Origin of the sequence: Lacticaseibacillus parakribbianus, assembly GCF_025490915.1 — a bacterium.
Taxonomy (GTDB): domain Bacteria; phylum Bacillota; class Bacilli; order Lactobacillales; family Lactobacillaceae; genus Lacticaseibacillus; species Lacticaseibacillus parakribbianus.
Genome location: NZ_JANQBA010000002.1, coordinates 204,255 through 227,561, shown reverse-complemented (window position 1 = coordinate 227,561; position 23,307 = coordinate 204,255). Strand labels below are relative to the sequence as shown.

Sequence of the window (23,307 nt, the reverse complement as noted above, 5' to 3'; positions counted from 1 at the left end):
GCCTGGCTCCGCGAAAGGATTGCGGAACCAGGCTGCTTTTTGGTGTGATCAATCGGTGGCCGTGGCGGCCAGGTGCATGAACGGCAGGTAGATCAAGGCGCCGATTGGCAAAAGCACCAGCTGCAAGGCCGCGGCTCGCCAGTCGCCACCGGTGGCCAGAAAGCCGCTGAGGACCGGCGGGGTGATCCACGGCAGCGCAATCATCGTCGGGGCGATCCAGCCGGCTGCGGTCGCCGCGTAGGCCACCAGGCCGTTGACCACCGGTACCAGCAGGAAGGGGATGGTCATCGCGCGGTTTTGGACGATCGGGTAGCCGAAAATGATCGGTTCGTTGATTTCAAAAATCCCGGCCGGCAGCGCGACGCGGCCGAGCTCGCGCAGCCGCGGCTGCCTGGCGACCAGGGTGGCCAAGACCAGCGCCAGGGTGGCACCGCTGCCGCCCAGCTGGGTGAAGCTGACTTGCCAGGCGGTGGTCACCGTGTGGGTCAGCGGCTGGCCGTTCGCCCAGGCCGCGAGGTTCTCCGCCAGCGCAATCGTGATGAACGGCTCCGTCAGGGTGCCGGAGATCACGCCTTGGTGAATGCCGCGGGTGTAAACCAGGTTGGCGAAGCTGTACAAGAGCAGGTAGCCGCCGATGCTAGTGGTGACCCACAGAAGCGGCCGGTCCAGCCAGGTCGCCCCCAGCTGCCACCAGGTGGTGCCGGCGATTTGCCAGGTCAGCAGGCTGACCCCGGCGGTCGCCAGCACCGTCGCCAGCGGCGCGATCAGCCCCTGCAAGAAGGCCAGCGCGTTGGGCGGCACGGCGCCGGCCGGCAGCCGAAGCCGCATCGCAACCAGGCTCAGGCCGTGGTTGAGCAGGCCAAACGCGAGCCCCGCGGCGATGCCGGTCAAAATGCCCAGCCCGGCCGCTTGCGGGGCGGCCAGCTGGTTGAGGTAAGCCAGGCCGAAGGCGGCGACGGCGCTCATCAAGGCGTCCTCGTGCCAGGTCTCCGCCAGGCTTTTGGCGGCCAAGGCGGCGGCCAGCGGCCCGGTCAGCGCCAGCAGCCTAGCGACGCCTTGGTGCAGCGGGGCGGCCAGCGCGGTGGCCGCCCCCAGCGCGTTGAGCCCAAGCGTGGCCAGCACCAAGACGCTCAGCGCCAGTGTGATTGGGTTCAGCGGCCAGGTCGCGCTGCGAAAGGCCTGGGGCAGCGGGTGGTGGTCCAGCCAGCCGGAGAAGGCGACCACCCGGCCCTCCAGACTGCGGTCAGTCATGACGCGCGGTTCCATCCGCCGGCTCGGTGGTCTCGCCCGGCCGCGCGGCGCCGTCAACGGCTGCCTCCCCAGGCGTTAGATTCGAAAGAGCGGCGCCGCCAACGGCTGCCTCGCTAGGCGTTAGATCCGATAAATCTCGGCCGTTGGTCGCGATCACCCGCTTAAACCAGGCGTAGCTCTTCTTGGGGCTGCGGCTGAGGTCGCGCAGGTCGTGGTTGGTGCGGTTGACGTAGACCAGCCCGTAGCGCTTGCGCATGTCGCCTTGCGAGCTGAGGATGTCGATCAGGCCCCAGCCCAGGTAGCCGAGGATCGGGATGCCCTCGTATTGTATCGCGTCTTTCATCGCTTGAATGTGGGCGCGGTGGTAAACCACGCGGTAGTCGTCTTGAATCGGGTGCTGGCCGTCCCATTCCTCGATTACGCCGATGCCGTTTTCGATTGGGAAAACGGGCAGGTGGGTCTTGCTGTAAATCTGGTCGATGCAGTAGCGGAAGCCGAGCGGGTCGATCTGCCAGTGCCACTCGGCGGTCGCCTTGAGGTAGGGGTTGGCCTCGGTGCCGACGTCGTGGTACTGATACACCGGCATGTCCGGCGTGATTTTGTCACCGTTCAAGACGTTGGAGTAGTAGTAGCTGAAGGCGATGTAGTCGCTTCTCAGGTGCGAGAGCTCCTCGAGGTCGCCGGGTTGGAACACGTCGTCGATGCCGAACTGGCGCATCTCGGCCAGCACCTCGTTGGAGTAGGTACCGGTTGAGAACAGCTGCAGCAGGTTCTGGTTCAAAAACTCGTCTTGCTTCCGGGCGACGAAGGCGTCGTGCGGCTTGGCAGTCGCTGGGTAGTACAGCATGTAGGCCAGCATCCCACCGATCTGCGCCTGCTTGTAGGTCGCGTGAAGGTAGTTGGCCAGCCGCGCGTGGGCCATCATGATGTGGTGTTCGATGAAGTACAGCTGATGCACGTTGTAGTCGCCGTCGAGGTCGCCGGCGGCCCCGAACGCGCCCATGTGGTAGAGGTTTTGCTCGTTGAAGGTCAGCCAGTATTTCACCTTGTTGGCGAAGCGGTCCATCATCTCCTTGCCGAACCGCACGAAGGCGTCCATCACGTGGCGGTCGGCGAAGCCGTGGTAGGCCTGGGCGAGGTGCAGCGGCATGTCGAAGTGATACAGGCAGATCATCGGCTGGATGCCCCGGGCCAGCAGGTCGTCGATGAAGCGGTCGTAAAAGGCGATGCCGGCCTCGTTGAAGGCGCCGTCGCCGTCCGGGCAAACGCGACTCCAGGAAATCTGGAACCGGTAGCAGGTCATGCCGAGGTCCTTCATGTAGTCGAAGTCCTCGCGGTAGCGGTGGTAGCTGTCGGTCGCGACCTTCCAGTCGGACTGATGCTCACTTGATGGTCGAATGTCATATACGGACGGGCCCTTGCCGTCTTCGTTCCAGGCGCCTTCGGTCTGCATGCTCGACACCGAGTTGCCCCACAGAAATCCCTTTGGAAGTTCAGTCATCTTGTCATTCCTCCTGCGTATGATTGCTGAATACCCTTTCATCATAGCGGCACAACGGGTAGAATAGAAGTGTCCAATGTGCTGTGGACATGGCAAAATGTACTGAGAAGGGCAGGCGAGTCGGATGGTCAAGCTGCGACCGGACGAACTTTTTTTCAAGGCCTACGCCGCCACGCAGATGGATCTGAACTTCGACTTCTGCGGCCTGGCGCATGGGCCCAACGCGACGTCCAACGGGCAGATGCTCAAGGGCAACGCGGTGATTCATTACGTGCTGCGCGGCAAGGGCAGCTTCGCCTGCAACGGCCACACCGTCGTACTGGGGCCGGGCGACTGCTTCCTGCTGCCGCCCAACGTGCCGACCGCCTATTGGCCCGACGCCACCAACCCGTGGGAATATTTTTGGCTGGGCATGAGCGGCACCAAGGTCACCTCGTACTTGGGCCGCAGCGCGTTGACCACCGCCAATTACCTGCACTGCGACCCCGACTCCCAGTTCGTCAAGCAGCTGCATGCCTTGATGGCGCTGGCCCAGGCGCCGGCTGACGCCGATCACGACCTGCTTTTGACCGGTGAGCTCTACCGGCTGCTGTACTGGCTGGCCCGGGAACACCCGCAGCAGGTGACGCCGCTGCCGCGCCAGGCGCGTTACTTGCGCCAGGCCCAGGCGTTCCTTGAGGCCAACTACGACCGGCCGCTGAGCGTCGTCGACGTCGCCGGGCACCTGAACCTGTCGCGCGGCTACTTGTACCGGCTGTTCAAGGACGGCATCGGGGTGTCGCCGCAGCAGTACCTGGTCGGCCTCAGGCTACAAAAAGGGGCCGACCTGCTGGCTCGCACGAGCTTTCCCGTGCAGCAGATCGCCCAGGCGGTCGGCTACGTCGACCCGCTGGCCTTTTCCCGCAGCTTCACCCGGGCGTTCGGGCAAGCCCCCACTCAATACCGCGCCAAACGCGCGTCCAAGGAGAATAACGATGAAATATAAGCAGTTTGTGGCGAACCACCGCGGCGGCTGGGCCGCACTGGTCTGTGTCTTGGTGTATCTGGTGTTCACGATCGCCGGTGGCCTCTTGGGCTACGGGCTGGGCGAGACCATCTGGGCGGCGACCCTGGCCGAGGTGGTGGCGCTGTTGGCGCTGGGCCTGTTCAACTGGCTGACGCTTTCCGTGAGCTGGCGGCTGGCCTGGCACGACGGCCGCACGGCGGGGTGGCTGAGCCTGCCGGCGCTTGGCGTCGCAGTGATCCTGGCGGCGACCACGCGCTGGGGGGCGGTGCAGCAAACCGCGGCGGTGGCGGCCGGGACCGTTTTGTACAGCCTGGTCGGGGCCGCCTTGCGCGAAGGACTGTTTCGCGGCCTGCTCTTGCCCAGCATGCTGCGCCGGGACCGGCTGTGGTACGCGGTGTTGATCGGCGGCATCGTGGAGGCCTGCATGACGCTTGTGATGTCTTTGACCGGGATGTCCGGCTACGCCATCTTGGCCCAAGGGGTCGCGGCCCTGGCCTTCAGCTTCGCCTACGCGGCCGTGTACCTGAAAACCGGCAGCCTGCTGTGGGGCATCGCCTTGCATGCCGTCGTCGATGTGGCGACCGTCTTCAACGCGGCCGGCGGCGGTCCGCAGTCGGGGACGCTGTACGGCGTGATGCTGGCGCTGGACCTGCTCGTCGCCGCCGCGGCCTGGGTGGTGCTTTTGAGGACCCCCAAGGACGCCGCGCTGGCGGCACTGGGGCTGCGGGGAGACTGAGCGGAAGTAACGGCACGGACGGATCACTGCGGCGGCCGTCTGGGCCTTTTTTGTTTAGAAAACGAGGCAACGATGGGTTCATGTACAAAACTTTATGATGCATGATACAATGACGCCAGTACGAAAGTGAAGAGCGGTGGTCCAACCGACGAAAGGAGGTGACCGAATGGTGGCAACATCATCCGATCAGCAATCCGACCAAAGGTGTGTCCATCTTGTACGTAAGCGACTGGTGTGCATTGATTGGCACCGTCTGGAACTGGCTAACCGCCAACTCGCATGCCATCAGCGAGCTAGGCGGAACGCTGGCGACGCTTCTGATCGCGGCCGCGACTTGGAAGACGGCGTCCCGGAACCCCGGGGAACCAAAATAGGACAAAGAAAAACCGCGCTAAACTTTTCCCGAAGTCTCGCGGTTTTCTTTGTCGCCTGACTCGCCACCGTTCCAAAACGGTCGTACGAGGATATGTGTATCCCGCGGTGTTGGCAGCACCGCGTTTTTCTGTACCCTCATTCTAGCATGAACATGTTTGTCTGTCACCTGATAGCCAAGCCACGTTATCACGCGACGTTTTTGGTTAGGTGGTTCGTAGCCGCACAGCGCGGAAGTGGCTAACGACGCACCGGTACTCGGCTCAAGGCCCAACCCCACCCGACGTGTCCGGCTATTCCCGCTCGGCGCCGCTTGGACCACACAAAAAAGCCCCGCATTCCTGCGGGGCCCGGCGTGTGGCCGAGGGGGCTCGGTCGCACGCGGTGTTTGAAGGTTAGGCGGCGGTGAGGGGGCCCACCGCCGGCCGGTGGTCGCGCCAAGGCGTGACGGAAATTTCAACTCACGCACTGGTCACATCGCGCGTTTCGCGTTTGCTTCCAGCACAGCGGGACTTCAACTCACGCACTGGTACATCGCGCGTTTCGCGTTTGCTTCCAGTGCAGCGGGATTTCAACTCACGCACTTGGGTGTGGGTTGTCCTCGGTGGGTTACGCCTGGGTCTTGCCCTCGGCCGCCAGCTGCTTGCGGTAGGCGGCTTCTTCCGGTGCGTTGCAGTAGACGAAGTGGCCCGGGAGCAGCTCGACGAACTTCGGCTTGTCGGTTTCGTAGTGGTGCTGGGTTGGGTCGTAGACGATCGGCTTGATGTGCCGGGCAATCTGCGGATCCGGCACCGGCACGGCCGACAGCAGCGACTGCGTGTAGGGGTGGATCGGGTGGCGGAACAGCTCTTCGGTCTCCGCCAGCTCCACGATGCGGCCGGAGCGAATGACGGCGATGCGATCGGAGATGAAGCGAACGACGGATAGGTCGTGGGCGATGAAGAGGTAGGTCAGCTGGGATTCACGCTGGAACTTCTTCAGCAGGTTCAGGACCTGGGCGCGAATGGAGACGTCCAAGGCGGAGATCGGCTCGTCGGCGACCACCAAGTCGGGCTTCATGATCAAGGCCCGGGCGATGCCGATGCGCTGACGCTGGCCGCCCGAGAATTCGTGCGGGTAGCGGTACAGCTGCTCCGGCAGCAGCCCGACTTCCTCGAGCATGGTGCGGACCTTGTTGATGCGGTCTTCTTCGTTCTCGAACAGGCCGTAGTTGTACAGGCCCTCGGAGATGATGTAATCGACCGTCGCGCGTTCGTTCAAGGAGGCGGTTGGGTCCTGGAAAATCATCTGGATTTTGCGTTCCAGTTCGTGCTTGGCCTTGCCCTTCAGGCCGCCGTTGATCTGTTGGCCCTCGAAGGTGATGGTGCCGTTGCTGGTCGGGTTGATGCCCAAAACCGCGCGGCCGATGGTAGTTTTACCGGAGCCGGATTCACCGACAAGCGAGAACGTTTCGCCCTTGTAGATGTCGAAGTTGACATCTTGGACGGCGACGAACTTGCCGAAGGTGATCTCCAGGTCACGGAGCGATAGGAGAACTTCTTTTTCAGTCGTCAACGTGCTCACCCTTCCCATAAGTCGTGTTTGCCAAAAGCTTCTCGTGCAGGTTTTGAATCAGTTCAGGCTTTTCAACCTTAGGCGCCCGGGGATCCAGGAGCCAGGTCTTGGCGTAGTGCGTGTCGGAGACCTTGAACATCGGCGGGTCGGCCTTGAAGTCGACCGCCATCGCCCACGGGTCGCGCGGCGCGAAGGCGTCGCCCACGATGTCTTTGTACAGTGACGGTGGGGTACCCGGAATGGAGTAGAGTTGACCGCCGCGGGTTGCCAGTTGCGGCAGTGAAGAGAGGAGACTCCATGTGTACGGGTGCTTCGGGTCATAGAAAATTTCGTCGCAGGTGCCGACTTCGATGATGCGCCCGGAGTACATTACGGCGATGCGATCCGCGATCGAGGCGACAACGCCGAGGTCGTGGGTGATGAAGATCGTCGTGAACTTGTATTCCGCCTGCAGCTCGCGGATCAGCTCCAGAATCTGGGCCTGGATGGTCACGTCAAGCGCGGTGGTCGGCTCATCGCAGATCAGGATGTCCGGGTGGCAGGCCAAGGCGACCGCGATGACGATGCGCTGGCGCATGCCGCCGGAGTACTCGAATGGGTACTCGTCGTAGCGGTTCTTGGCGTTCGGGATACCGACCTTGTCCATCAGGTCGATGGCCATGCTCTTGGCTTCCTTTTTGCCCTTGCCTTGGTGCTTGATGATGACTTCGGAAATCTGGGAGCCGATCGTCTTGATCGGGTCCAGCGAGGTCATCGGGTCCTGGAAAATCGTGGCGATCTGCTTGCCGCGGATGCCTTCCCAGTCCTTGTCCTTCTTGAGGGTTTCCAGGTGCTTGCCGCGGTAGTCGATGGTGCCACCGACGATGTCACCGTTGCCTTCCAGCATCCCGGTGAAGGTCTTGGTGAACACGGACTTGCCGGAGCCGGACTCGCCAACGAGGGCGAAGATTTCGCCTTCGTGCAGCTCCATGGAAACATGGTGGATCGCTTTGAGAACCTTGCCGCGAACCTTGAAGTTCACGGACACGTCGTCAACTTTGAGAATTACGTCGTCTGCCATAGTATTACCTCCCTAGATTATTTGACTGCAAAGCTTAACGGTGCGTCCGTGGATCGGATGCGTCGGCCAGGTTCTGACCAACCACGTAAAGCGAAATGGTGATCAAAGCCAAGACCAGAACCGGCAGCCAGAACAAGTAAGGGTAGCTGGTGATGTATGGCGCGTAATCGGAAATCAGACGGCCCAAAGACGGCACGTTTTGGCTCAGCCCAACGCCCAGGAAGGACAGGAACACTTCGTAGGAGATGAAGCCGGGCAGCGTGGTCGACGCGTTGGTCACGACAACCGAGGTCAGGTAAGGCAGGATGTTGCGGAAAATCATCCGCACCGTCGGCGTCCCGAGGGTCCGGGAGGCGATGTTGTACTCGCGGTCACGCATGATCATGACCTGAACACGGATGAAGTACGCGGTCCCAATCCAGCTGGTGACGGTCATGGCGAAAATCAGGTTCCAGAAGCCGGAGCCGAAGGTGTAAGACAGCACGATGACAATCAGAAGGCTTGGGACGTTACTGATGACGTTGTAGACTTCCAGCATCACGCGGTCGACCTTCTTGGAGACGCCCCAGATGGCGCCGACCAAAACGCCGATGACCATGGTGATCAAGGTACTGATGACCCCGATGGAAATCGAGGTGCGAGCCCCGGCCCAGATGGCGTCAAACAGCGACTTACCATCCTTGTCGGTCCCGAACCAGTACTGCATGGACGGCCACTTGAAGCGGCGGGACAGGTCGTTCACGCCGGTCACGTCGGTCAGGCTGTAGCCGGAAAACATCGGCTGGATGAAGGACATCAAAAGCACAACAACCATGACAACCAAGACGATGATCGTGATCTTATTGGAGAAGAATTGGCGGCCAACCGAGCGCCAGTACGAGTACTTCGGCGTGTCGATTTTTTCGCTTGCCTCTTCATCCAGCTTGACCAGCTTGAAATCGGAATCTTTGATCTCTGGATTTTCCATCACTAATCATCTCCTGACGTTGTAAGTTTGATGCGTGGATCGACGACGACCATCAACAGGTCACCCAGCAGGACGGACAGCACCCCGATGGTCGTGAAGATGAAGACCAAGGCGATGACGACCGTGTTGTTGTGGGCGAGAATCGAGGTCGGCAACATTTTGCCCATCCCGGGCATCGCGAAGACTTGCTCGGTGATGGTGGCGCCGCCGATCAAGCCGATGATCGAGCCTGGAATCCCGTTGACAATCGGGATCGACGCGTTCTTGAAAATGTGCTTGCGGTAGATTTCGCCTTCGTTCAGGCCCTTGGCCCGGGCGAAGTTGACGTAATCGGACTGCTGCTGGTCGATCATGTAACGACGGAACCAGATGACCAGCCCGGAGACCCCGAGCAACCCGAGGATGACGGACGGCAGAATCCAGGAGCGGATGTCACCGGCGCCGTAAGTCGGGAACAGGCCCGGCAGGCCGAAGCCGTTGGCCCCGACGTAGCGGAACGCGAAGATGAAGGCCAAAGAAGGAATCGCGATGAAGGCGGTGACGATGGCGGTGCCGATGCGGTCGAACAGGCGGCCCTTGTAACGCGCCATCAAAATGGCCATTGGAATGGCAATCAGGTACTGGATGACCAGCGCGATCATGCCGGCACGGAACGAGGTGCCGATCATCGACGGATCGCTCATGGTCGAGGTGGTGCTGGTGTAATCATCCTTGAAGCGGTCGTAGGTCATTTCGTCGCGCTGACTCTTCTTCTGGTAGGCGCGGGTGTAGACGTTGTTGGACAGGTTCAAGGTCTGGCCGTTGATCTTGTACTGCTTGGCCACGGTCTGGCCCTGACCACCACCGATGACCTGGCTGACCTGGTTGCCGGCGTAGGTCGGGTAGGAGATCCCGAGGTCGAACTTCAGGAAGTTCTGGTGAATGTACGGGAACTTGTCGTTGAAGTAGATCTGGTAGCGGTACTTGGTGCCGGAGCCGACCAAGGCCCAGCCGACCAGCGGATCCTTTTGAATCTTCAGGTAGCGCTTGAGGCCGGGGTTGGACTTGTCGTGAATGGCCCAAGGCGTGTCAATCTGGATCAGGCGACCGTAGAAGCGGCCGAGACGCTCAAAGATCGACAACTCGCGCGTGGCGTAGTAGTCCTTGCTGCGCTTGAAGCGCTGGATGGTGTAGCCCGTCTTCTTGGCCCAGGCATCGAACAGCGCCTTGTTGGCGGCGGTGTGGGCGGTGGTGGCGGTCTTCTTATCGTCCTTCTTCACTGCGGCGATCAAAGACTTGGTGTCCTTGTACTCGATATAGTTCATCTTCTGGAACGCATTGTTCTGGTAGTCGATGTACTTATCGGGGGTCGCAAGCAGCTTGCGGATGTTCGGGTCGTCCTTGAGCACATCGCTTCGGGGAACCAGTGAGTAAATGATGATGTACGAAAGCGTGGTCACCAAGAAGATACTCACAAGCGAGCGCAGGATCCGGAAAAACAGATATTTCTTCATATAAAGTCCTCTCTCTCTTTTTCAGAAGAAAAAGGGCTGGTCACCCGAAAGTGCCAACCCTTCAACGCACTTCTAAGTTCTCATTATACTACCCTTGAACTTAGTTTTGGTTTTCCTTTGCGATTTCCGTACGCTTTGCTTGCCATGCGGCTTTCGCCTTGTTGAATTGCTTGGTCGTAACGGTCTTCTTTTGAAGCTTCATGAACTTGAAGGTTGGGGCAACGGAACCGCTCCAGCTGTAAGCACGGGTGTAAGGCACAACCTTCGTGACAGATGGGGTACCACCATCGGAAACCAGCGGAATCTGAACGGCGGAGTCGTTGAACGTTGCTTCGGCCTTAGCGAAGGCTTCGTAACGGGCGTTAACGTCTGTCGTGATGGCCTCAGCCTTGTCGAGCTGGCTCTCAAGCTTGTCCAGACCAACCGTCTTTTCGACGGACTTGGTCTCGGCCGTTGCGTTGCCTGAGGATTCGGCATCCAGGCCCAGGGTGATCAGAGAAGAACCGGTGGATGGCTTGTAGACATCCAGGTAGGTCGATGGGTCTTGGTAGTCAGGGGACCAGCCGGAAGCGGTGGACAGGTCGAAGTCGGAAGCCTTGCCGGCGGTAGCGGCGTAGGTTGCGGCGTTGTACTTGTCGAGGTTCAGCATCTGAACGTCAACGACGACGTTCTTCTTGCCCAGGGATGCTTCGATGGATTCCTTGATGGACTTCGCGGAGTTGACCAGACCTGAAGAGGTTTCAAGCGTTGGGTAATCCAAGTGGATTGGCAGGCTAACCTTGGAGCCGAGTTCCTTGATCGCCTTGGCGAAGTAGGTCTTGGCCTTGGAGGCGTTGTAGGTCGAGTTGTTACCATCGGTGTAGTCGATGTCGCCGAAGGCTTCCTTGTTCAGGGCCTTGGTGTCGGCGGAAACGACATCGCCGTAAGCCTTGCCGTCCACGTTGACGAAGTTGTAAGGGGTCCAGGTGTTACGCAGGGCCTTGGTGGCCGCAGCCTTACCGTTGGTCTGCGCGTTGTAGGCGCCCTTGTCAAGCGCGAACTGCACGGCGAGACGGAAGTTCTTGTTCAGGATCGCAGCCTTGGTTGCGGACTTCTGAGCGCTGGTCGTCTTGCTGGTGTCGTGGTAGGACTTGCGGTTCAGGTTGAACGTCATGTTGTAGGTCGCGGCGCCTTGGTCGGACCACACGATGTTGTTGCCGTCCTGCTTTTGAACCGTCTTGTAAGACGGGTTAGCAGGGTAGACACGGGCGGTACTGAATTCGCCCTTCTTGAAGGACTTGTACAGGCCATCCGGATCGGAGCCGTCGTTGAAGGTCAACTTAACGTCTTGAACGTGAACGTTCTTCTTGTCCCAGTAGTTCGGGTTAGCCTTGAACTCGATGACGGACTTCGCGGTGAAGTTCTTCAGGATGTAAGCCCCGTTGTACAGGATGGCGTCGGCGGAAGCCTTCCCGAAGTTCTTGCCCTGTTGCTTCAGGAACTTCGCGTAGACTGGGTACATAACACCGTACGTGGTCTTGGATGGGAAGTAGGATTCAGCCTGGTTCAAGGTGTATTGAACGGTGTACTTGTCAACGGCCTTGACGCCGACATCGTCGAAGTTCTTGTCCTTGCCGGAGATGTAGTCGGCCAGACCCTTGATGGAGTCTTGAACGACGTACAGGGTTTCGGACTTGCCGTCAACCGCGTGCTTCAGGCCGGTGACGAAGTCCTGGGCGGTCACGTCGGCCACCGTGTTGCCTTCGCTGTCGGACCACTTAACACCCTTGCGCAGGTGGAAGGTGTAGGTCTTGCCGTCCTTGGAGACGTCGTAGGACTTCGCCAAGGCGCCTTCGAGCTGACCGTACTGGTTGGTCTCAAGAAGGCCATCTTCCCAGTTTTGCAGCTGATCGGAGTTCGTCGCACGAGAGGTGATTGTGTAGTCGAACGTGTCCGGGTCGGTTGAGTAAACGTACTTATAAGTTGTAGGTGCGGCCGACTTCTTCGCGGAGTCACCGTTACTGCTCTTGCCCCCACATGCTGCCAGTGCTACTGCACATACAAGACCGACAGCGAGCAGTCCAGATTTCTTTTTAGTATCCAAATTGCAAACCTCCAAACAATTTTTTGACGTGGCATTGATTGCCGGGTCATTTAAGAATTGTTCAAATTATAAGTCCATGAGAATTTGGTGTCAACTGAATCTGCGAAGAAATTTCAAATAATTTTCTCATGTGCTGTCAAATGGGCATTCCTGGGGCAAAGTTTTTTTCCGAGTTTGACGAAATTGTGACCATCCACACACAAATTCTTATTTGTGTTCGCAATTCGCAGACAATTGTTCGACCGTGGCGAGACGGTGGCCGGGGAAAATTAAGTTTCTTAGCAAGTGCTTAGGAAAAAACGCCATTGCATCTGACGCAAAATGAAAGTTGCGGTCGCAATGGCGTTTATTTCTGCACTTTTCAAGGCTGGACACGCGTAATGATCACGTTGTTCGTTCCGGTAGAACCGCTTCCGGTTGTGTTGTGTGGCGTTAGGATGACAGTTACACCTGTGAACAACGTAAGCGCAAGCATAATCAGGTGAAATTGAATTTTGCGCATTGTGAGAGCCCTCCTTTCGTGATAGTGTGGCGGAGAACTGTGCTTGATACTTGGATATGATTGGAGGATTAGTTGTTGAATACGACCGAATTGGGTAATGTCATTCGAAAGATTAGGCAGCGACGAGGTATTTTGTTTAAGGAGATTGATGCACCGGTCAGCATTAGTACCCTGTCGCGCGTTGAAAACGGGCAATCGTCTCTCACGTTGGGAGATCTTTCACAGGTACTTAACGAATTGGGCTGTACGGTTGCTGAGGTTCTGGGTCATTTGGATACAACGACACCTTATCCGGAAGTCTGGGCTGCCTTCGAGCGAGCCGCGAGAAAAGAAGACTCGAAAGCTTTAGATGGGATTGTCACCCAATACCAGAACCGTCAGGATTACATTGGCCGCTTGATTTGGTTGACGGCTGTCGGGTGGCAATCTACTGACTTCTCCTCTCGCTTCACAGACTCAAACCAAGTCGAGGAATTCCTAGAGCTGATGTTGAGGCCACAGCCTTGGTACCAGTTCGAGTATGATATTCTCGTCTTGGCCATCAACTATTTGCCTTCAAAGCCGATGCAAACACTGATTCGGCGGGCTGCGGTTGAGTACAGTCGTGATCAAAACAGCGTATATGAGGAGTCGTTAATGGCCGCCCTGTTTAACGCCGCATATATCGCTGATCAGCACCATGATAAGGCGTTGGTTGACCTAATGCTTGGGGTACTTAGGGGCATACCGGTCAGAAAAAATACGGTGTTCATAAAACACCGCATGAAGCTATTGGAATTAGCGCTACATTTTAGATTCTATGGCGAAGGTCATGCACTTGAGCAGATTGCGCAGTTGATCTCGGCTATGAGACTCATTGGCGCAACTGAGTTCGCAGATGAAGAGCTCAGGTGGATTGAGTCAATGCGTATTGCGTTACCAGACATCTAGCCGGCACACCAGGCGCGTAGATGTTGAATGAAATGCTTCATTGGCTTGTGCTAGCAGGATGAGGTGCGATGTTGACTGAAAACGTGCCACGCAAGCGGTAAACGCAAGATGTCTATCGTGCAAAGCCGCGCTGCCAACGCTTCTTGACATTGCTTCGCTTCGGCAGCGACCGGCCGACAATCAGCTGGCCCCAGATGCCAAAGGCGACGAGCCCGAATGAGCAGTAGATTCGCGCCACCAGATTTTCCGTGTAAGGCGGCATCAGCGGCACGGCGGCACCAAGTGCGATGATCAGGCCGGGCCAAGCACGTAGCGCATCGAAGCGCGAATTCACGAAGATGATGATGCCTGCGACCACCCCCAGCACAAGCAGCGCAATCATCAGCGGTGAGTGAAGCATCAACAGGTTGCCGTGAAAGCGGCTGAGGCCCCACTCCGCCGTATTGTGCCGGACGCGGTAATAGACGTCAAGCGACGCCTCGAGCCGGTAGTATTTCGTGTGATAGAACCAGCCGAAGCCTAGGGCGTAAAGAATGCCGTAAACCCAGGCTAAATGACGGTAGATCCAATCGTGAGTGTGTTGTGAGACATGCATGGCAAGGCCTTCTTTCCCAAAGAGTACCGAAAAGGAGTCGTTCACTTTGCACTAGGCCCTGTCAAGTTGACGGATGAAATAATATAATGTTTCGTCTGTTTCTAAACGGCTTTATCCCAGTATTCATCTGGGGTGAGGCCGTTTCTTTGTGCCGAACGATTATGGCGATTGAAGTACTCAACACCTTTTTCCACCAGCTTCACGAGCTCTTGATACGTCTTAGCCATTGGGTGCCGACCCATCCACCGCAGCTTGAATTCATTCCACCAGCGCTCCATCGGCGCGTTGTCATAGGGTGTGCCTGGACGGGACATACTACGCTTCACGTTGTGAAGCTCTAGGAAGTGGTTAAATGATCCCGCCGTGTACGCTGAACCACGGTCGGTATGCGCCATCGGATGAACGTCCCCAGCTACCGCGAAGGCTCGCTGAAAAACTTGAATCTCCGCAACTGCGGTCTCGGTATCGCTGAGTTTAAAAGCTAGTAGACGACGTCCGAACAGGTCGAGGACACCGCTCAATCGCACGCTATGTTCACCATTCAAGCCATACTTTAATTCCGTGGAGTCCGACAGCCATACTTGGTTGGGACCATCAACTTCAAAATTCTGGTTGAGCACGTTGTCGAGTATGTGCTGCTCGCGTTCCTTGCGATGATTCCGTTTTTTAACTCTAATCTTGCAGTGAATGCCGAGCTCTCTTTGCACCCGCTTGATCATTTTGAAGGTGACCGAAAAGGTCACCTCAGGGTCATGCTGAAGGGCAACGAGTAGGTTACCCGCGCCAATCCCTTGATGATGGAAGTCGTACCAATACTGCGTTCTTTCCTTGAGCTTGGCGTCGTGTTGTTTCCACGCTGTCTCGACGCATTTTAGGCCTTTGTAGTATGCTTGACGGCTCACACCAATTAGCCTTAATAGCGTCGCCGTGGCGCCGTGCCTGCCTTGACTGACTTCACTTATTGCGATGTAGGCCAGCCGATGTCTTCTGTTCACCCCCTGCGCTGAAGTTCCTGCAGTTTTTTTAGGAAGGCTTCTACCAGCTCTTTATCGGCCAGCTCAGCCTTGAGCCTACGTACTTCCAAACGTAGTTTTTCGTTCTCCGTCAGATCGGCTTGAGCCTTGTGGTGGCCACGATTATCAACGAGAGCCTCATAGCCGCCATCCTTGGCCTTGAGTACCCAGGAACGGGCTTGCTGATAGGAAACTTGGAAATGATCCGCAGCTTCGGCGTAGGAATGCTTGTCTTTGGTCACATACTCGACCACTTCAATTCGCTCTTCAAAGGTTGTCTTCCGGCTCATAGTGGGGACCTGTTTTCTGATCGGCGATGCCGTCAAAGTCTTGTCCTCATTATACTTGGAAATCCATCTGCAGAGGTCCGCTTCTGAACGAAGGCCATACTGAAGAGCCAGCTCATTAAGCGTTCCTTCGCCATTTTGATAGGCTAGAACCATAGCTAATTTCAGCGCTGACGAATAATGGTTATTCTGCTTAGCTTCACTAAGGCCCTCAAGTCCATCGCGTTCGTATCGTGCCTGCCAACGCTCTACGCTATGCTCACTGAGTCCGTGCTCGCGCTCAAATCTCTTGGGCCCAAGATTAGAGTGCCTGAATTCTGCCAAGAAGGCCAACTTCTCTTCCACCGTATATTTTGATCTGGGCATACAAAAATCCCTCCGTGATTGCCAGATGAATTATAGTATTTCATCTGACAACCACAAAGGGATTATTGCACTTTGAACGACTCTTTTTTGGCGTCGCAGTAACTGGCAATCAGTTGCCACCGCCATTGTGGTAGGCAGCCCAGAGCTGATCGTAGAATGGCTGAACTTCCTGGGTGCTGGCGCTGACTGGCGCAACCGCAGACGCAGCGAAACCGATGGCGATGGTGGCAACTAAGGCGATAAGTTTAAGTTTCATGGCAATATGTTTTCCCTTGATTGTTTTGTCGAGGCCCTCAACAAGATTAGTGTAAGCGCATCCGGCCGTGCCGCCAACGAGAATCGACGGCGAGTTGCAGACGTGAAAATACAAGGGCCAGAATCGCATAGCGCCGGGATCGGAGCATTTCCTAAAACCAAAAAAGTCACCGCTTCGTAAACGGTGACAAGCTGGTGAGGTGACGTTGTCAAAGGCAAGGGATAGTCGTTCGGAGTCTGCTGGCTCAGCCTTCCTCGCTGGCCGCCGGTGCCTCGGCCGCGTCCGGCGCGAACGTCGGCAGCCCGGCCAGCAGGTGGAACTTGCGCATCGCGGCCATCGCGGCCAGCACCAGCGCAATCAGGATGACGCCGGTGCCGGTCATCAGCCAAAAGGCGGCGACGTGGTCGAACAACACGCCGTAAAGCAGCGTCCCCAGCGGCATCAGCATCATCGACAACGCGGATTGCAGCGAGAACACGCGGCCCTGCATGTTGGCGGGAATCAGCTGCTGCATGTAGGTGCTGAGCGGCGTGTTGACGAACACCAGCAAAATGCCCTGAAGCGCGTTCAGCACGAGGTAAAATCCGGTGTTGACGCCGTTGCCCCAGCCGGTCAAAGTTGGCAGCCCGAGGACGCCCATCAGAAGCGACAGGCCGAGCAAGAAGGCGTAGGACACGTCAATCGGGTGGTGGCGCAGCGTGATCTGCGACAGCAGCAGGCCACCGAGAAACATCCCGACGGCAAAGGCCGAGTCGGTCCAGCCGTACTGGGTGTTGGACAGGTGCAGCGTGTGGACCAGGACGTAAGGCAGCCCGACGTTGAGGGCGGCGAAGAAGAAGTTGATGGCGGCGCCGGTCGCCGTCAACAGCAGGAAAATCGGCCGGTCGAGCAGAAAGTGAAACCCTTCGGCGAAGTTGCGCCAGAGGCTGGGCTTGGCGGTGGTGGCGGCTGGTTCGGAGGCGGCCTCAGACGCCGCTTCTGCGGCCGCGGCGGTGGTGGCCGCAGCGGGGGCCGTTGCCGCCTCAATCGTCACGGCTGCGTCGGCCGTGTTGGCCGTGGCGCCCTCAGCGTCGGCTGCGGTGGCGGTGGCGGCGGTCGGTTCCCCGGTCGCCGCTGGTTCGGCGGTCGGTTCGGCCGGCGCTTTGCCGGTTGCGGCGGCGGTCATTGACTCGGCCGCCGCTTCGCTGGCAGCGGCTGGCACCGCGTGGAAGTTCAGCGTCAGGATGCCGACCAAGGCGATCAGCTCGAAGCCGACCTCGATCAAGGCGAAGCTGCCGATGGCCACCAGCGTGTAGACCAACGCGCCGATCACCGGGGCCAGGAAGCTGGCCAGGGACTGCAGCGACTGGTTCAGCGAGTTGACGCTTTGCAGTTCCGTTTTGGCGAAAAGCTGCACCAGGCTGGCGGTCAGGGTGGTGCTCAGGAAGCTGTCGGTGATCTGCAGCAGCACGATCAGGGCGATCAGCTCCTGGTAGTAGGCGGCCGGCCACAGGGCGAAGGCGGCGGCGAAGGCGATCAGCCCCAGGGTGGTCCCCAGCTGCGCCAATACCATGATCGCGCGGTGGTTCTTGGTGTCGACGATGTAGCCAAGCACCGGCGTCAGGCACAGCGATACCAAGGGTCCGGTGATCAGGCTGATGCCCATGCCCAGCGCCGAGCCGGTGCGTTGCAGGATGTACAGGCCGATGGCGAACGACAACATGCCTGAGCCGAAGGTGCCGGCGAAGCGGATGATCAGAATCTTGATGGTTTGTGCAGATAACTTGCGCATGATTGCCTCCTGAGGTGCGATTTTTGGGTAAAAAAAACACACCCCACCCCAAGTGAGGTGTGTCCTTACTTTTAATTAGATGTAATGGATCGTGACGTCGCCGATTTTGAAGTCGCCGGTCAGGTAAACCGTCGGGCCGGTGCCGGTCGGCGTCACGCCCTTTTCCTCCAGGTCGCCGATGAAGGCGTTGAGGTGGGATTCGATGCGCCAGTCGCGCGGCACGTACAGGCTGACGTCGCCCATGGAGCCCTGAATGTCGATGGTCGCCTGGTCGGCCGTGATCTTGGCCTCGTCGAAGTAAACCTTGGCGTCGCCCATGGAGACGCGGATGCTGGCGTGTTCGAAGTGATCGGATTGGATGTACCGCACCGCGCTGCCCATGCGAACGTTGACGTCGACTTGGTCGTCGTGCGTGGTGGTGGTGCTGTCGGTGAAGCGGTGGTCGTCGCCGATTTCGATTTTGCGGCCGCCCTTGGAGACGAAAGTGAAGCTCGGGTGGTGCTTTTTGTGCAGCGGCGCCAGGATCAAGGACAGCCCGATGCTGAGCAGCGTGGCGCCACCCAGAAGCGTCCATGGCACCAGCGGCTCAATGCCCAGCGGCTTGGCCCAGACCATGCCGAGAAAGGCCAGGGCGAACACGACCACCGGGGCGGAGAGATCGAAGAGGCCCTTCAAGGCGGCGGCGCCCAAGATCAGGCTCAACAGCCACGGCCAAAAACCGATGGAAAAGCTCAGCCAGCCCATTTTGCTGGCGACTAGGACCCCGGCGCTGGTCAGGAAGAACAGGCCCCAAAACAGGCGGCTCAAACTGGTTTTCACGTTCATCACGCATTCCTCATTTCATCTAGGCGTTCTAACAGTTGCTTGGCGTTGCGGCGGGAGGCGAAGACCTGCTTGTGCGAGCGGTGAAACGACACCTCGCAGTTGGAAATCGAGCGGTTGACCGCGGCGACCTGCGTCAGGTTCACCACCGTCGACTTGGCGACCTGCAGGAAGCTGTGCGGCAGCGCGTCCAGGGTCTCGCGCAGCGTTTTTTTGCTGGTGTAAATCTCGTCGGTGGTGTGAATCTGCAGCTGTCTTGATTCGGTTTCGATAAACAACACCTGTTCAAGCGGCAGGTAGTACTCGGTGCCGCGCTTGTAGCAGGCGATGGTCGCGGGTTGCGGCGCCAGCAGCTCCTGGAGACGCGCCACGGCCGGGTCGTCGGGTCGCCCGTGGATGACCACGGTGACGTCCGTTGCGGCGGGATCCGGAACAAATTGGATTTTCATGGCGAGCCTCCTTTCGTGAGAGGGCGGAGCCGAGCGTTTAGCCGACCGGCTAGCGCGGGGCGGGACAATGGGCCCGAACCTGGCCCAATGCCCCGCCCAAGCTAGACGCGCCGGCGATGCTCGGCGTAGCCCGTTTGGTGAGAGGGCGGAAAAGCGCGGGTTTAGCGGGACAGGTAGCCGAGCCGTGGCGCTTGGGCCTGGACTTGGCTCGAGGGCCGCGGCGTAGCTAGCCGCCCCCGCGTTGCGGCGCGGCGCCCGTTTGGTGAGAGGGCAAAGCGGCGCGAACTTAGCGGGGCGGGTAGCCTAGCGCTGGGGCTTGGGGTGATTCTGTATAGAAAGAACGGCGCGGCGCGAATCGAGTGCGGCGGCGCGGTCTGCGATTTGCGGTCACCGCTGAGCCAAGAGAGAGGGGGTGGCTCAGAGGCGGCCGCAAGTCGCAGGGCGGCGCCTGTTCAATGCTTAGTCTAGCAGAGACCGAAGCAATTGTACTCAATCAGTCGTTGAGTTCCTGCCTGCATGGTCTATTACACACCTTGAGTCCGGGGTACGGAAGAATTCCTGCGCGAGCGGTCCAAAACAATGCGCAAGTGGTCTTTGGGGATTGCACCTATTTAATAGAAGAAAGCGCTTCATTTTTGGATTAAATCTGTGAGAACGCTGGCATTTCGCTGAGCGTCCTGCTATTCTTAACCCAATCATACCACGAGGGGGAGATGCAATGAGGCACGATTCGACGTGGCGGCGTTACGTCGTTCACCGGTACTTGGCGGCGGCCTATGCGCTGGTGTATGTCGCGGGAACGCTGCTGTTTTTCAAGCTTCACTTCTACCGGCTGGCGGCGACCAACGACCCGGCGTACCGGGCGCGACACGCCAACTACACGACTTGGGGACTCAACCGGCTGCAGGGCAATTTGACCGCGCTTCATGCACCCTGGATGTGGCTGCTTTTGCTCGCCGGGGTGGGAGTGGGAATCTGGATTTTTCATAATAGTAAGGGGATGCCGGTTCGCGCCTACGCGGGGCTCGTGATCGCGGTGGCGGCCGCGGTGCCGCTGCTGCCGCCTTACAGCGAGAACCTGATGGCGCGATTCTACATGGCCTGGGGCATGATGGCGGTCGGCGTTTTTTGGCAGCAGCTGGTGGCCAAGGACGTCGCCCGACCGCACCGAACGATGGGATGAAAGCGTTCGCGGTTTGGATCCTTAATGAGTAAAAATGAAGGAGCAGTGAGAAAATGCTGACCTGCGAGAATTTACGCTTCGGCTTTCGGCACCATCCCGTTTTGACCGACATCGGCTTTGAGCTCGCCCCCGGCGAAATCGTCGGGTTGGTGGCGCCCAACGGCACGGGCAAAAGCACCCTGCTGCGCAACCTGACCGGGCTTTTGACGCCTCAGGCCGGCACGGTGACCCTGGACGGCGCCGATGCCAGGCGTCAGCGCCGCGCGTTTTTGCACGGCCTGTTCTTCCTTGAGGACGGACAGGGGTTATTGCCCACCCTGACGGCCCGGGAGCACTTCGCCTATGTGAAGGCCGCCTGGAACTCAGACGTCGGCATCGACGCGGTGCTCAGCGCCTTGCACATGACGGCCTACGCGGATAAGCGCGTCGGCCGGATGTCGTTGGGGATGCGCCAGCACGTGCTTTTGGGGCTGTACATGATCGCCGATGCCCGCTACTTGCTGTTCGACGAGCCGCTCAACGGGCTGGATCCGACCAGCATTCGCCTGTTCACGCAAATTTTTACCAAGCTCAAACAGCGCGGCAAGGGCATCATCATGTCGTCGCACCAGCTGGGCAACGTGACGGCGATGGCCGACCGCGTGTTTTTCCTCAAGGATACGCGCTTGCAGGTGTTCGACGCCGCGAGCATCGACCTGGACGCCACCTACGACGCGCTGTACGGCGTTCAGGAGGCGGATTGGTGACGGCGGGGTGGCGCTTCGCCTGCTGGCGCGTGTTTCGCGGCCGCGCCTGGTGGGTGCTGCCGTTTTGCCTGTTGGTGATGCTTTTGTGGGGCAACTTCCAGCGGGTGCGTGAAACCACGACGATGAGCAACATGCCGGAGTTTTCCGCGATGTATTCGCTACGCTACCGCTACGGCGAGGTGCTGAACACCTGGCGCCAGCAGCCCAAGCCGCGGCCGGTTTTGACCAATCCCAGCGTCAAGCAGATGGAAAGCGCGGTGGATGCGACCGACGCGTTGAACCGCATGGTGCGGCTGGACGAGTACGACAACCGCGCGGCGCTGGTGCGAGCGGAGCTTACGATGGACCGCTACTTCCTGCGCCAGGCCGCGGCCGGGCACGGCCACGCCGACATGGACGTGCTGACGCTAAAAAAGCGCGTGACGGAGCTTGTCGCCAACCAAAAGGCGCATCGCACCCAGTACTACAGCCGCGAACGCCGGCTGCCCGGCGCGTTGAGCCTAGCGCGGAGCCTGGCCACCGACACCCCCAGCAGCTGGTTTGCGGTGCTGTTTTGCTTTTGGGCCGGGTTGTTCATCCTAGCCGACAAGCGCGGCGGCGCCAGGGCGCTGCTTGATCTGGCACCGGTCGCCAAAGGGGGGATTTACTGGCGCCGGGCCGCGTTGGTCGGCGGCTACGGCAGCGTGGCGATCGTGTTGGCGGTCGCCGCGGCGCTTGGCGGCTCGATTCTCCTGGCCGGTACGGTCGGGTGGCAGTACCCGCTGGTTTACTCACCGGACGGCAGCCACGCGGCGCTGATGTCAGCCGGTGCGTTCATTGTGCAGGCGACTTGCTGGCTGGTGGCGGCCTTTCTGCTGACGGTCGGGCTGGCCACGGTTATCCAGCTGCTCACGCGGCAGCTGATGGTGTCGCTTTTGGCCCTGGTTGCGCTGGTGCTGGTCGGCAGTGCCAGCGGCCTCGGGTGGCTGCCGATGAGCTACCTGGATCTGCCCAGGGTGATTTTGCCGGCGAGCGGCTACGCGCTGCCGCTGCGGCTGCCGGCCGCCGCCGCCTTGATGGCCGGGTGCGGCGTGTTGCTGGTGGCGCTTGGTGGCTGCTGGGCGAATCGCCGCCAGCGGCTGTGAGGAGGACGGCAATGGGAGAATTTCGGTTTCAGGGGCGGTTTTTGCGCCGCCGCTGGCAACTTTGGCTGGTGCCGCTGCTTTTGGTCGTGCTGCTGGCCGTACCGCTGGTTCAAAAATCGGTCAGCATCCAAAAAACCAACCACGCGGCGCTGGTCAGGGAGCTGTCCTTCAGCGTGACGGCGACGACCATCAAGGATCTCAAGCAGACGATTAAGGCCGACCCGGGTGCGTCAATCACGCAAAACGCCACGGACTCGCTCAAGGCGGCCCGACAGCTGCAAAAAGCCGCGGCCCAAAACGACACTTGGGCCTACACTTTGGCGCTGGCCAAGTACCGCAAGCTGGGCGGCAGCGCCGATCCGGTGTTGGATGCGCTGGTCAAGCGCCACATTCCGATGGTGTCCTTCTACGCGCCACACAAGCCGGCCTTGAACGCGCTGCCGCGGCCCAAGACGTTGTGGCTGTTAGTGGTGCTGGCCTTTGGCATCGCCGACGCCTTGAGCGCGTTGACGCCGCGGCAGGAGGACCTGATCGCCTTGGTGCCACGCGCCAAAATCGGGATTTTCTGGCGGCGGCTGGCCTGGAGCTTTCTATGGACCTTCGGCAGCTTTTTGGCGGCCAACGCCATCGTGTTCGCCTACCTGGCGGCTCGCGGCGGGGTCGGCCACCTGAACTACCCGGTGGCCAGCAGGATCACCGGCACCTACCCGCTGTGGCAGGCGCTCGCCGCGTATCTGGCGATGGTTGCGGCCTGGACGGCGCTGCTATGCGCGGTGGCCGGGCTGGTGCGGTGTCTGACGGCGAAGTTCACCAGCGTGTTGGCGGTGCTGTTGGCGGTGCTGCTGCTCAGCCAGACCACGGTGTTTCAAAGCGCGAACTTCTCGCACCTGGCGCTGTACTGGCTGCCCAATTACGTGGACATCAGCATCCCCATTGACCTGACGCTGAGCGTGCCGCCGCTTGAGGCCGCCGAGTGGGGAAGCGTGCTGCTGCCGCTGCCCCAGGCGCTGGTCCTGATGCTCGGGGCCGCCGCGGCGCTGGGCGGCGTGGCGACCCTGCTGGTGAGCCGCAGGCGGTGGCGGTGAGGTCGCGTTCACTTTCACCACGATGTTGCGTGACGAGGACAAAAAAAGGCTCAGCTCTTGCAAGTTGCAGGAGTTGAGCCTTTTTGGCGACCCTCGCACCGCGAAGGCGGCCGGGGGAGTGGTCGCTTTTGCGGTGTGATGGCCGGTGGTTGTGG

At 59.4% G+C, this 23,307-nt stretch carries 21 protein-coding genes; 7 read left to right on the top strand and 14 right to left on the bottom strand.

Translation table 11 applies throughout. The annotated features are described in order from the left end of the window. Positions 1–48: 48 nt before the first annotated feature. Both NUH19_RS03035 and NUH19_RS03030 read right to left on the bottom strand, forming a co-directional pair. Entirely contained in the window at positions 49–1,251 is a 1,203-nt protein-coding gene (locus NUH19_RS03035) for a PTS transporter subunit EIIC (RefSeq protein ID WP_262315090.1), read from the bottom strand. Beyond that, positions 1,244–2,752, bottom strand: coding sequence for a glycoside hydrolase family 1 protein (locus NUH19_RS03030; protein ID WP_262315089.1), 1,509 nt, complete (start codon positions 2,750–2,752; stop codon positions 1,244–1,246). Before NUH19_RS03030 ends, NUH19_RS03035 begins: the two co-directional genes overlap by 8 nt. Positions 2,753–2,876: 124 nt before the next feature. Here NUH19_RS03030 and NUH19_RS03025 point away from each other — a divergent pair, with 124 nt between their 5' ends. Beyond that, complete coding sequence (locus NUH19_RS03025; RefSeq protein ID WP_262315088.1) at positions 2,877–3,737, top strand: AraC family transcriptional regulator; 861 nt, start codon at positions 2,877–2,879, stop codon at positions 3,735–3,737. Further along, positions 3,727–4,494: a CPBP family intramembrane glutamic endopeptidase gene (locus tag NUH19_RS03020; RefSeq protein WP_262315087.1), complete on the top strand. Its 768-nt coding sequence runs from the start codon at positions 3,727–3,729 to the stop codon at positions 4,492–4,494. Before NUH19_RS03025 ends, NUH19_RS03020 begins: the two co-directional genes overlap by 11 nt. Before the next feature lie 981 nt (positions 4,495–5,475). On the opposite strand, the gene NUH19_RS03015 is transcribed toward NUH19_RS03020, so the two are convergent. The 5 genes from NUH19_RS03015 to NUH19_RS02995 all read right to left on the bottom strand — a co-directional run bounded on the left by NUH19_RS03015 (position 5,476) and on the right by NUH19_RS02995 (position 12,023). Then, positions 5,476–6,438: an ATP-binding cassette domain-containing protein gene (locus NUH19_RS03015; protein WP_420844662.1), complete on the bottom strand. Its 963-nt coding sequence runs from the start codon at positions 6,436–6,438 to the stop codon at positions 5,476–5,478. After that, the gene (locus tag NUH19_RS03010) at positions 6,410–7,480 is read right to left on the bottom strand and encodes an ABC transporter ATP-binding protein (RefSeq protein ID WP_262315085.1); all 1,071 of its coding nucleotides are present in this window, start codon (positions 7,478–7,480) and stop codon (positions 6,410–6,412) included. Before NUH19_RS03010 ends, NUH19_RS03015 begins: the two co-directional genes overlap by 29 nt. A gap of 34 nt (positions 7,481–7,514) precedes the next feature. Further along, positions 7,515–8,447 (bottom strand): oligopeptide ABC transporter permease OppC, encoded by a 933-nt coding sequence (oppC, locus tag NUH19_RS03005; protein ID WP_262315084.1) that lies wholly within the window; start codon positions 8,445–8,447, stop codon positions 7,515–7,517. Positions 8,448–8,449: 2 nt separating this feature from the next. After that, a complete protein-coding gene (locus tag NUH19_RS03000) occupies positions 8,450–9,940 on the bottom strand; it encodes an ABC transporter permease (RefSeq protein WP_262315083.1) in 1,491 nt (496 codons plus the stop codon). Between the two features lie 100 nt (positions 9,941–10,040). Continuing rightward, positions 10,041–12,023 carry a peptide ABC transporter substrate-binding protein gene (locus tag NUH19_RS02995; RefSeq protein WP_262315082.1) on the bottom strand — a complete coding sequence of 661 codons (1,983 nt, stop codon included), beginning with the start codon at positions 12,021–12,023 and terminating at the stop codon, positions 10,041–10,043. A gap of 577 nt (positions 12,024–12,600) precedes the next feature. Here NUH19_RS02995 and NUH19_RS02990 point away from each other — a divergent pair. Further along, positions 12,601–13,455, top strand: coding sequence for a helix-turn-helix domain-containing protein (locus NUH19_RS02990; protein ID WP_262315081.1), 855 nt, complete (start codon positions 12,601–12,603; stop codon positions 13,453–13,455). A gap of 112 nt (positions 13,456–13,567) precedes the next feature. Here NUH19_RS02990 and NUH19_RS02985 read toward each other — a convergent pair whose 3' ends face one another. The 7 genes from NUH19_RS02985 to NUH19_RS02955 all read right to left on the bottom strand — a co-directional run bounded on the left by NUH19_RS02985 (position 13,568) and on the right by NUH19_RS02955 (position 19,014). Then, positions 13,568–14,050 (bottom strand): hypothetical protein, encoded by a 483-nt coding sequence (locus tag NUH19_RS02985; protein ID WP_262315080.1) that lies wholly within the window; start codon positions 14,048–14,050, stop codon positions 13,568–13,570. A 101-nt stretch (positions 14,051–14,151) separates the two neighbouring features. After that, the gene (locus tag NUH19_RS02980) at positions 14,152–15,045 is read right to left on the bottom strand and encodes an IS3 family transposase (RefSeq protein ID WP_262315079.1); all 894 of its coding nucleotides are present in this window, start codon (positions 15,043–15,045) and stop codon (positions 14,152–14,154) included. Beyond that, positions 15,042–15,716, bottom strand: a complete 675-nt coding sequence (locus tag NUH19_RS02975; RefSeq protein WP_262315078.1) for a helix-turn-helix domain-containing protein — start codon at positions 15,714–15,716, stop codon at positions 15,042–15,044. The genes NUH19_RS02980 and NUH19_RS02975 overlap by 4 nt, the downstream gene beginning before the upstream one ends. Before the next feature lie 109 nt (positions 15,717–15,825). Further along, a complete protein-coding gene (locus NUH19_RS02970) occupies positions 15,826–15,972 on the bottom strand; it encodes a hypothetical protein (RefSeq protein ID WP_262315077.1) in 147 nt (48 codons plus the stop codon). Between the two features lie 244 nt (positions 15,973–16,216). Beyond that, positions 16,217–17,743 (bottom strand): MFS transporter, encoded by a 1,527-nt coding sequence (locus tag NUH19_RS02965; protein WP_262315076.1) that lies wholly within the window; start codon positions 17,741–17,743, stop codon positions 16,217–16,219. Between the two features lie 75 nt (positions 17,744–17,818). Then, on the bottom strand, positions 17,819–18,568 hold the full coding sequence (locus tag NUH19_RS02960; protein ID WP_262315075.1) for a LiaF domain-containing protein: 750 nt from the start codon (positions 18,566–18,568) through the stop codon (positions 17,819–17,821). Beyond that, positions 18,568–19,014, bottom strand: coding sequence for a LytTR family DNA-binding domain-containing protein (locus NUH19_RS02955; RefSeq protein ID WP_262315074.1), 447 nt, complete (start codon positions 19,012–19,014; stop codon positions 18,568–18,570). Before NUH19_RS02955 ends, NUH19_RS02960 begins: the two co-directional genes overlap by 1 nt. 718 nt (positions 19,015–19,732) lie before the next feature. Between NUH19_RS02955 and NUH19_RS02950 the strand changes: the two genes are divergently transcribed. Genes NUH19_RS02950 through NUH19_RS02935 form a run of 4 tightly spaced genes read left to right on the top strand, consistent with a single transcriptional unit; the run spans position 19,733 to position 23,152 of the window. Continuing rightward, the gene (locus tag NUH19_RS02950; RefSeq protein WP_262315073.1) at positions 19,733–20,197 is read left to right on the top strand and encodes a hypothetical protein; all 465 of its coding nucleotides are present in this window, start codon (positions 19,733–19,735) and stop codon (positions 20,195–20,197) included. Positions 20,198–20,250: 53 nt separating this feature from the next. Beyond that, positions 20,251–20,943, top strand: a complete 693-nt coding sequence (locus tag NUH19_RS02945; RefSeq protein WP_262315072.1) for an ABC transporter ATP-binding protein — start codon at positions 20,251–20,253, stop codon at positions 20,941–20,943. After that, the gene (locus NUH19_RS02940; RefSeq protein WP_262315071.1) at positions 20,940–22,067 is read left to right on the top strand and encodes a hypothetical protein; all 1,128 of its coding nucleotides are present in this window, start codon (positions 20,940–20,942) and stop codon (positions 22,065–22,067) included. Before NUH19_RS02945 ends, NUH19_RS02940 begins: the two co-directional genes overlap by 4 nt. A gap of 11 nt (positions 22,068–22,078) precedes the next feature. After that, entirely contained in the window at positions 22,079–23,152 is a 1,074-nt protein-coding gene (locus tag NUH19_RS02935) for a hypothetical protein (RefSeq protein ID WP_262315070.1), read from the top strand. The last annotated feature ends 155 nt before the right edge of the window (positions 23,153–23,307 follow it).

Excerpts from the sequence above, each read along its gene's own strand:
- NUH19_RS03035 (WP_262315090.1), bottom strand. The coding sequence starts at position 1,251 with ATGACTGACCGCAGTCTGGAGGGCCGGGTGGTCGCCTTCTCCGGCTGG.
- NUH19_RS03030 (WP_262315089.1), bottom strand. The coding sequence starts at position 2,752 with ATGACTGAACTTCCAAAGGGATTTCTGTGGGGCAACTCGGTGTCGAGC.
- NUH19_RS03025 (WP_262315088.1), top strand. The coding sequence starts at position 2,877 with ATGGTCAAGCTGCGACCGGACGAACTTTTTTTCAAGGCCTACGCCGCC.
- NUH19_RS03020 (WP_262315087.1), top strand. The coding sequence starts at position 3,727 with ATGAAATATAAGCAGTTTGTGGCGAACCACCGCGGCGGCTGGGCCGCA.
- NUH19_RS03015 (WP_420844662.1), bottom strand. The coding sequence starts at position 6,438 with ATGGGAAGGGTGAGCACGTTGACGACTGAAAAAGAAGTTCTCCTATCG.
- NUH19_RS03010 (WP_262315085.1), bottom strand. The coding sequence starts at position 7,480 with ATGGCAGACGACGTAATTCTCAAAGTTGACGACGTGTCCGTGAACTTC.
- oppC (WP_262315084.1), bottom strand. The coding sequence starts at position 8,447 with ATGGAAAATCCAGAGATCAAAGATTCCGATTTCAAGCTGGTCAAGCTG.
- NUH19_RS03000 (WP_262315083.1), bottom strand. The coding sequence starts at position 9,940 with ATGAAGAAATATCTGTTTTTCCGGATCCTGCGCTCGCTTGTGAGTATC.
- NUH19_RS02985 (WP_262315080.1), bottom strand. The coding sequence starts at position 14,050 with ATGCATGTCTCACAACACACTCACGATTGGATCTACCGTCATTTAGCC.
- NUH19_RS02975 (WP_262315078.1), bottom strand. The coding sequence starts at position 15,716 with ATGCCCAGATCAAAATATACGGTGGAAGAGAAGTTGGCCTTCTTGGCA.
- NUH19_RS02970 (WP_262315077.1), bottom strand. The coding sequence starts at position 15,972 with ATGAAACTTAAACTTATCGCCTTAGTTGCCACCATCGCCATCGGTTTC.
- NUH19_RS02965 (WP_262315076.1), bottom strand. The coding sequence starts at position 17,743 with ATGCGCAAGTTATCTGCACAAACCATCAAGATTCTGATCATCCGCTTC.
- NUH19_RS02960 (WP_262315075.1), bottom strand. The coding sequence starts at position 18,568 with ATGAACGTGAAAACCAGTTTGAGCCGCCTGTTTTGGGGCCTGTTCTTC.
- NUH19_RS02955 (WP_262315074.1), bottom strand. The coding sequence starts at position 19,014 with ATGAAAATCCAATTTGTTCCGGATCCCGCCGCAACGGACGTCACCGTG.
- NUH19_RS02950 (WP_262315073.1), top strand. The coding sequence starts at position 19,733 with ATGAGGCACGATTCGACGTGGCGGCGTTACGTCGTTCACCGGTACTTG.
- NUH19_RS02945 (WP_262315072.1), top strand. The coding sequence starts at position 20,251 with ATGCTGACCTGCGAGAATTTACGCTTCGGCTTTCGGCACCATCCCGTT.
- NUH19_RS02935 (WP_262315070.1), top strand. The coding sequence starts at position 22,079 with ATGGGAGAATTTCGGTTTCAGGGGCGGTTTTTGCGCCGCCGCTGGCAA.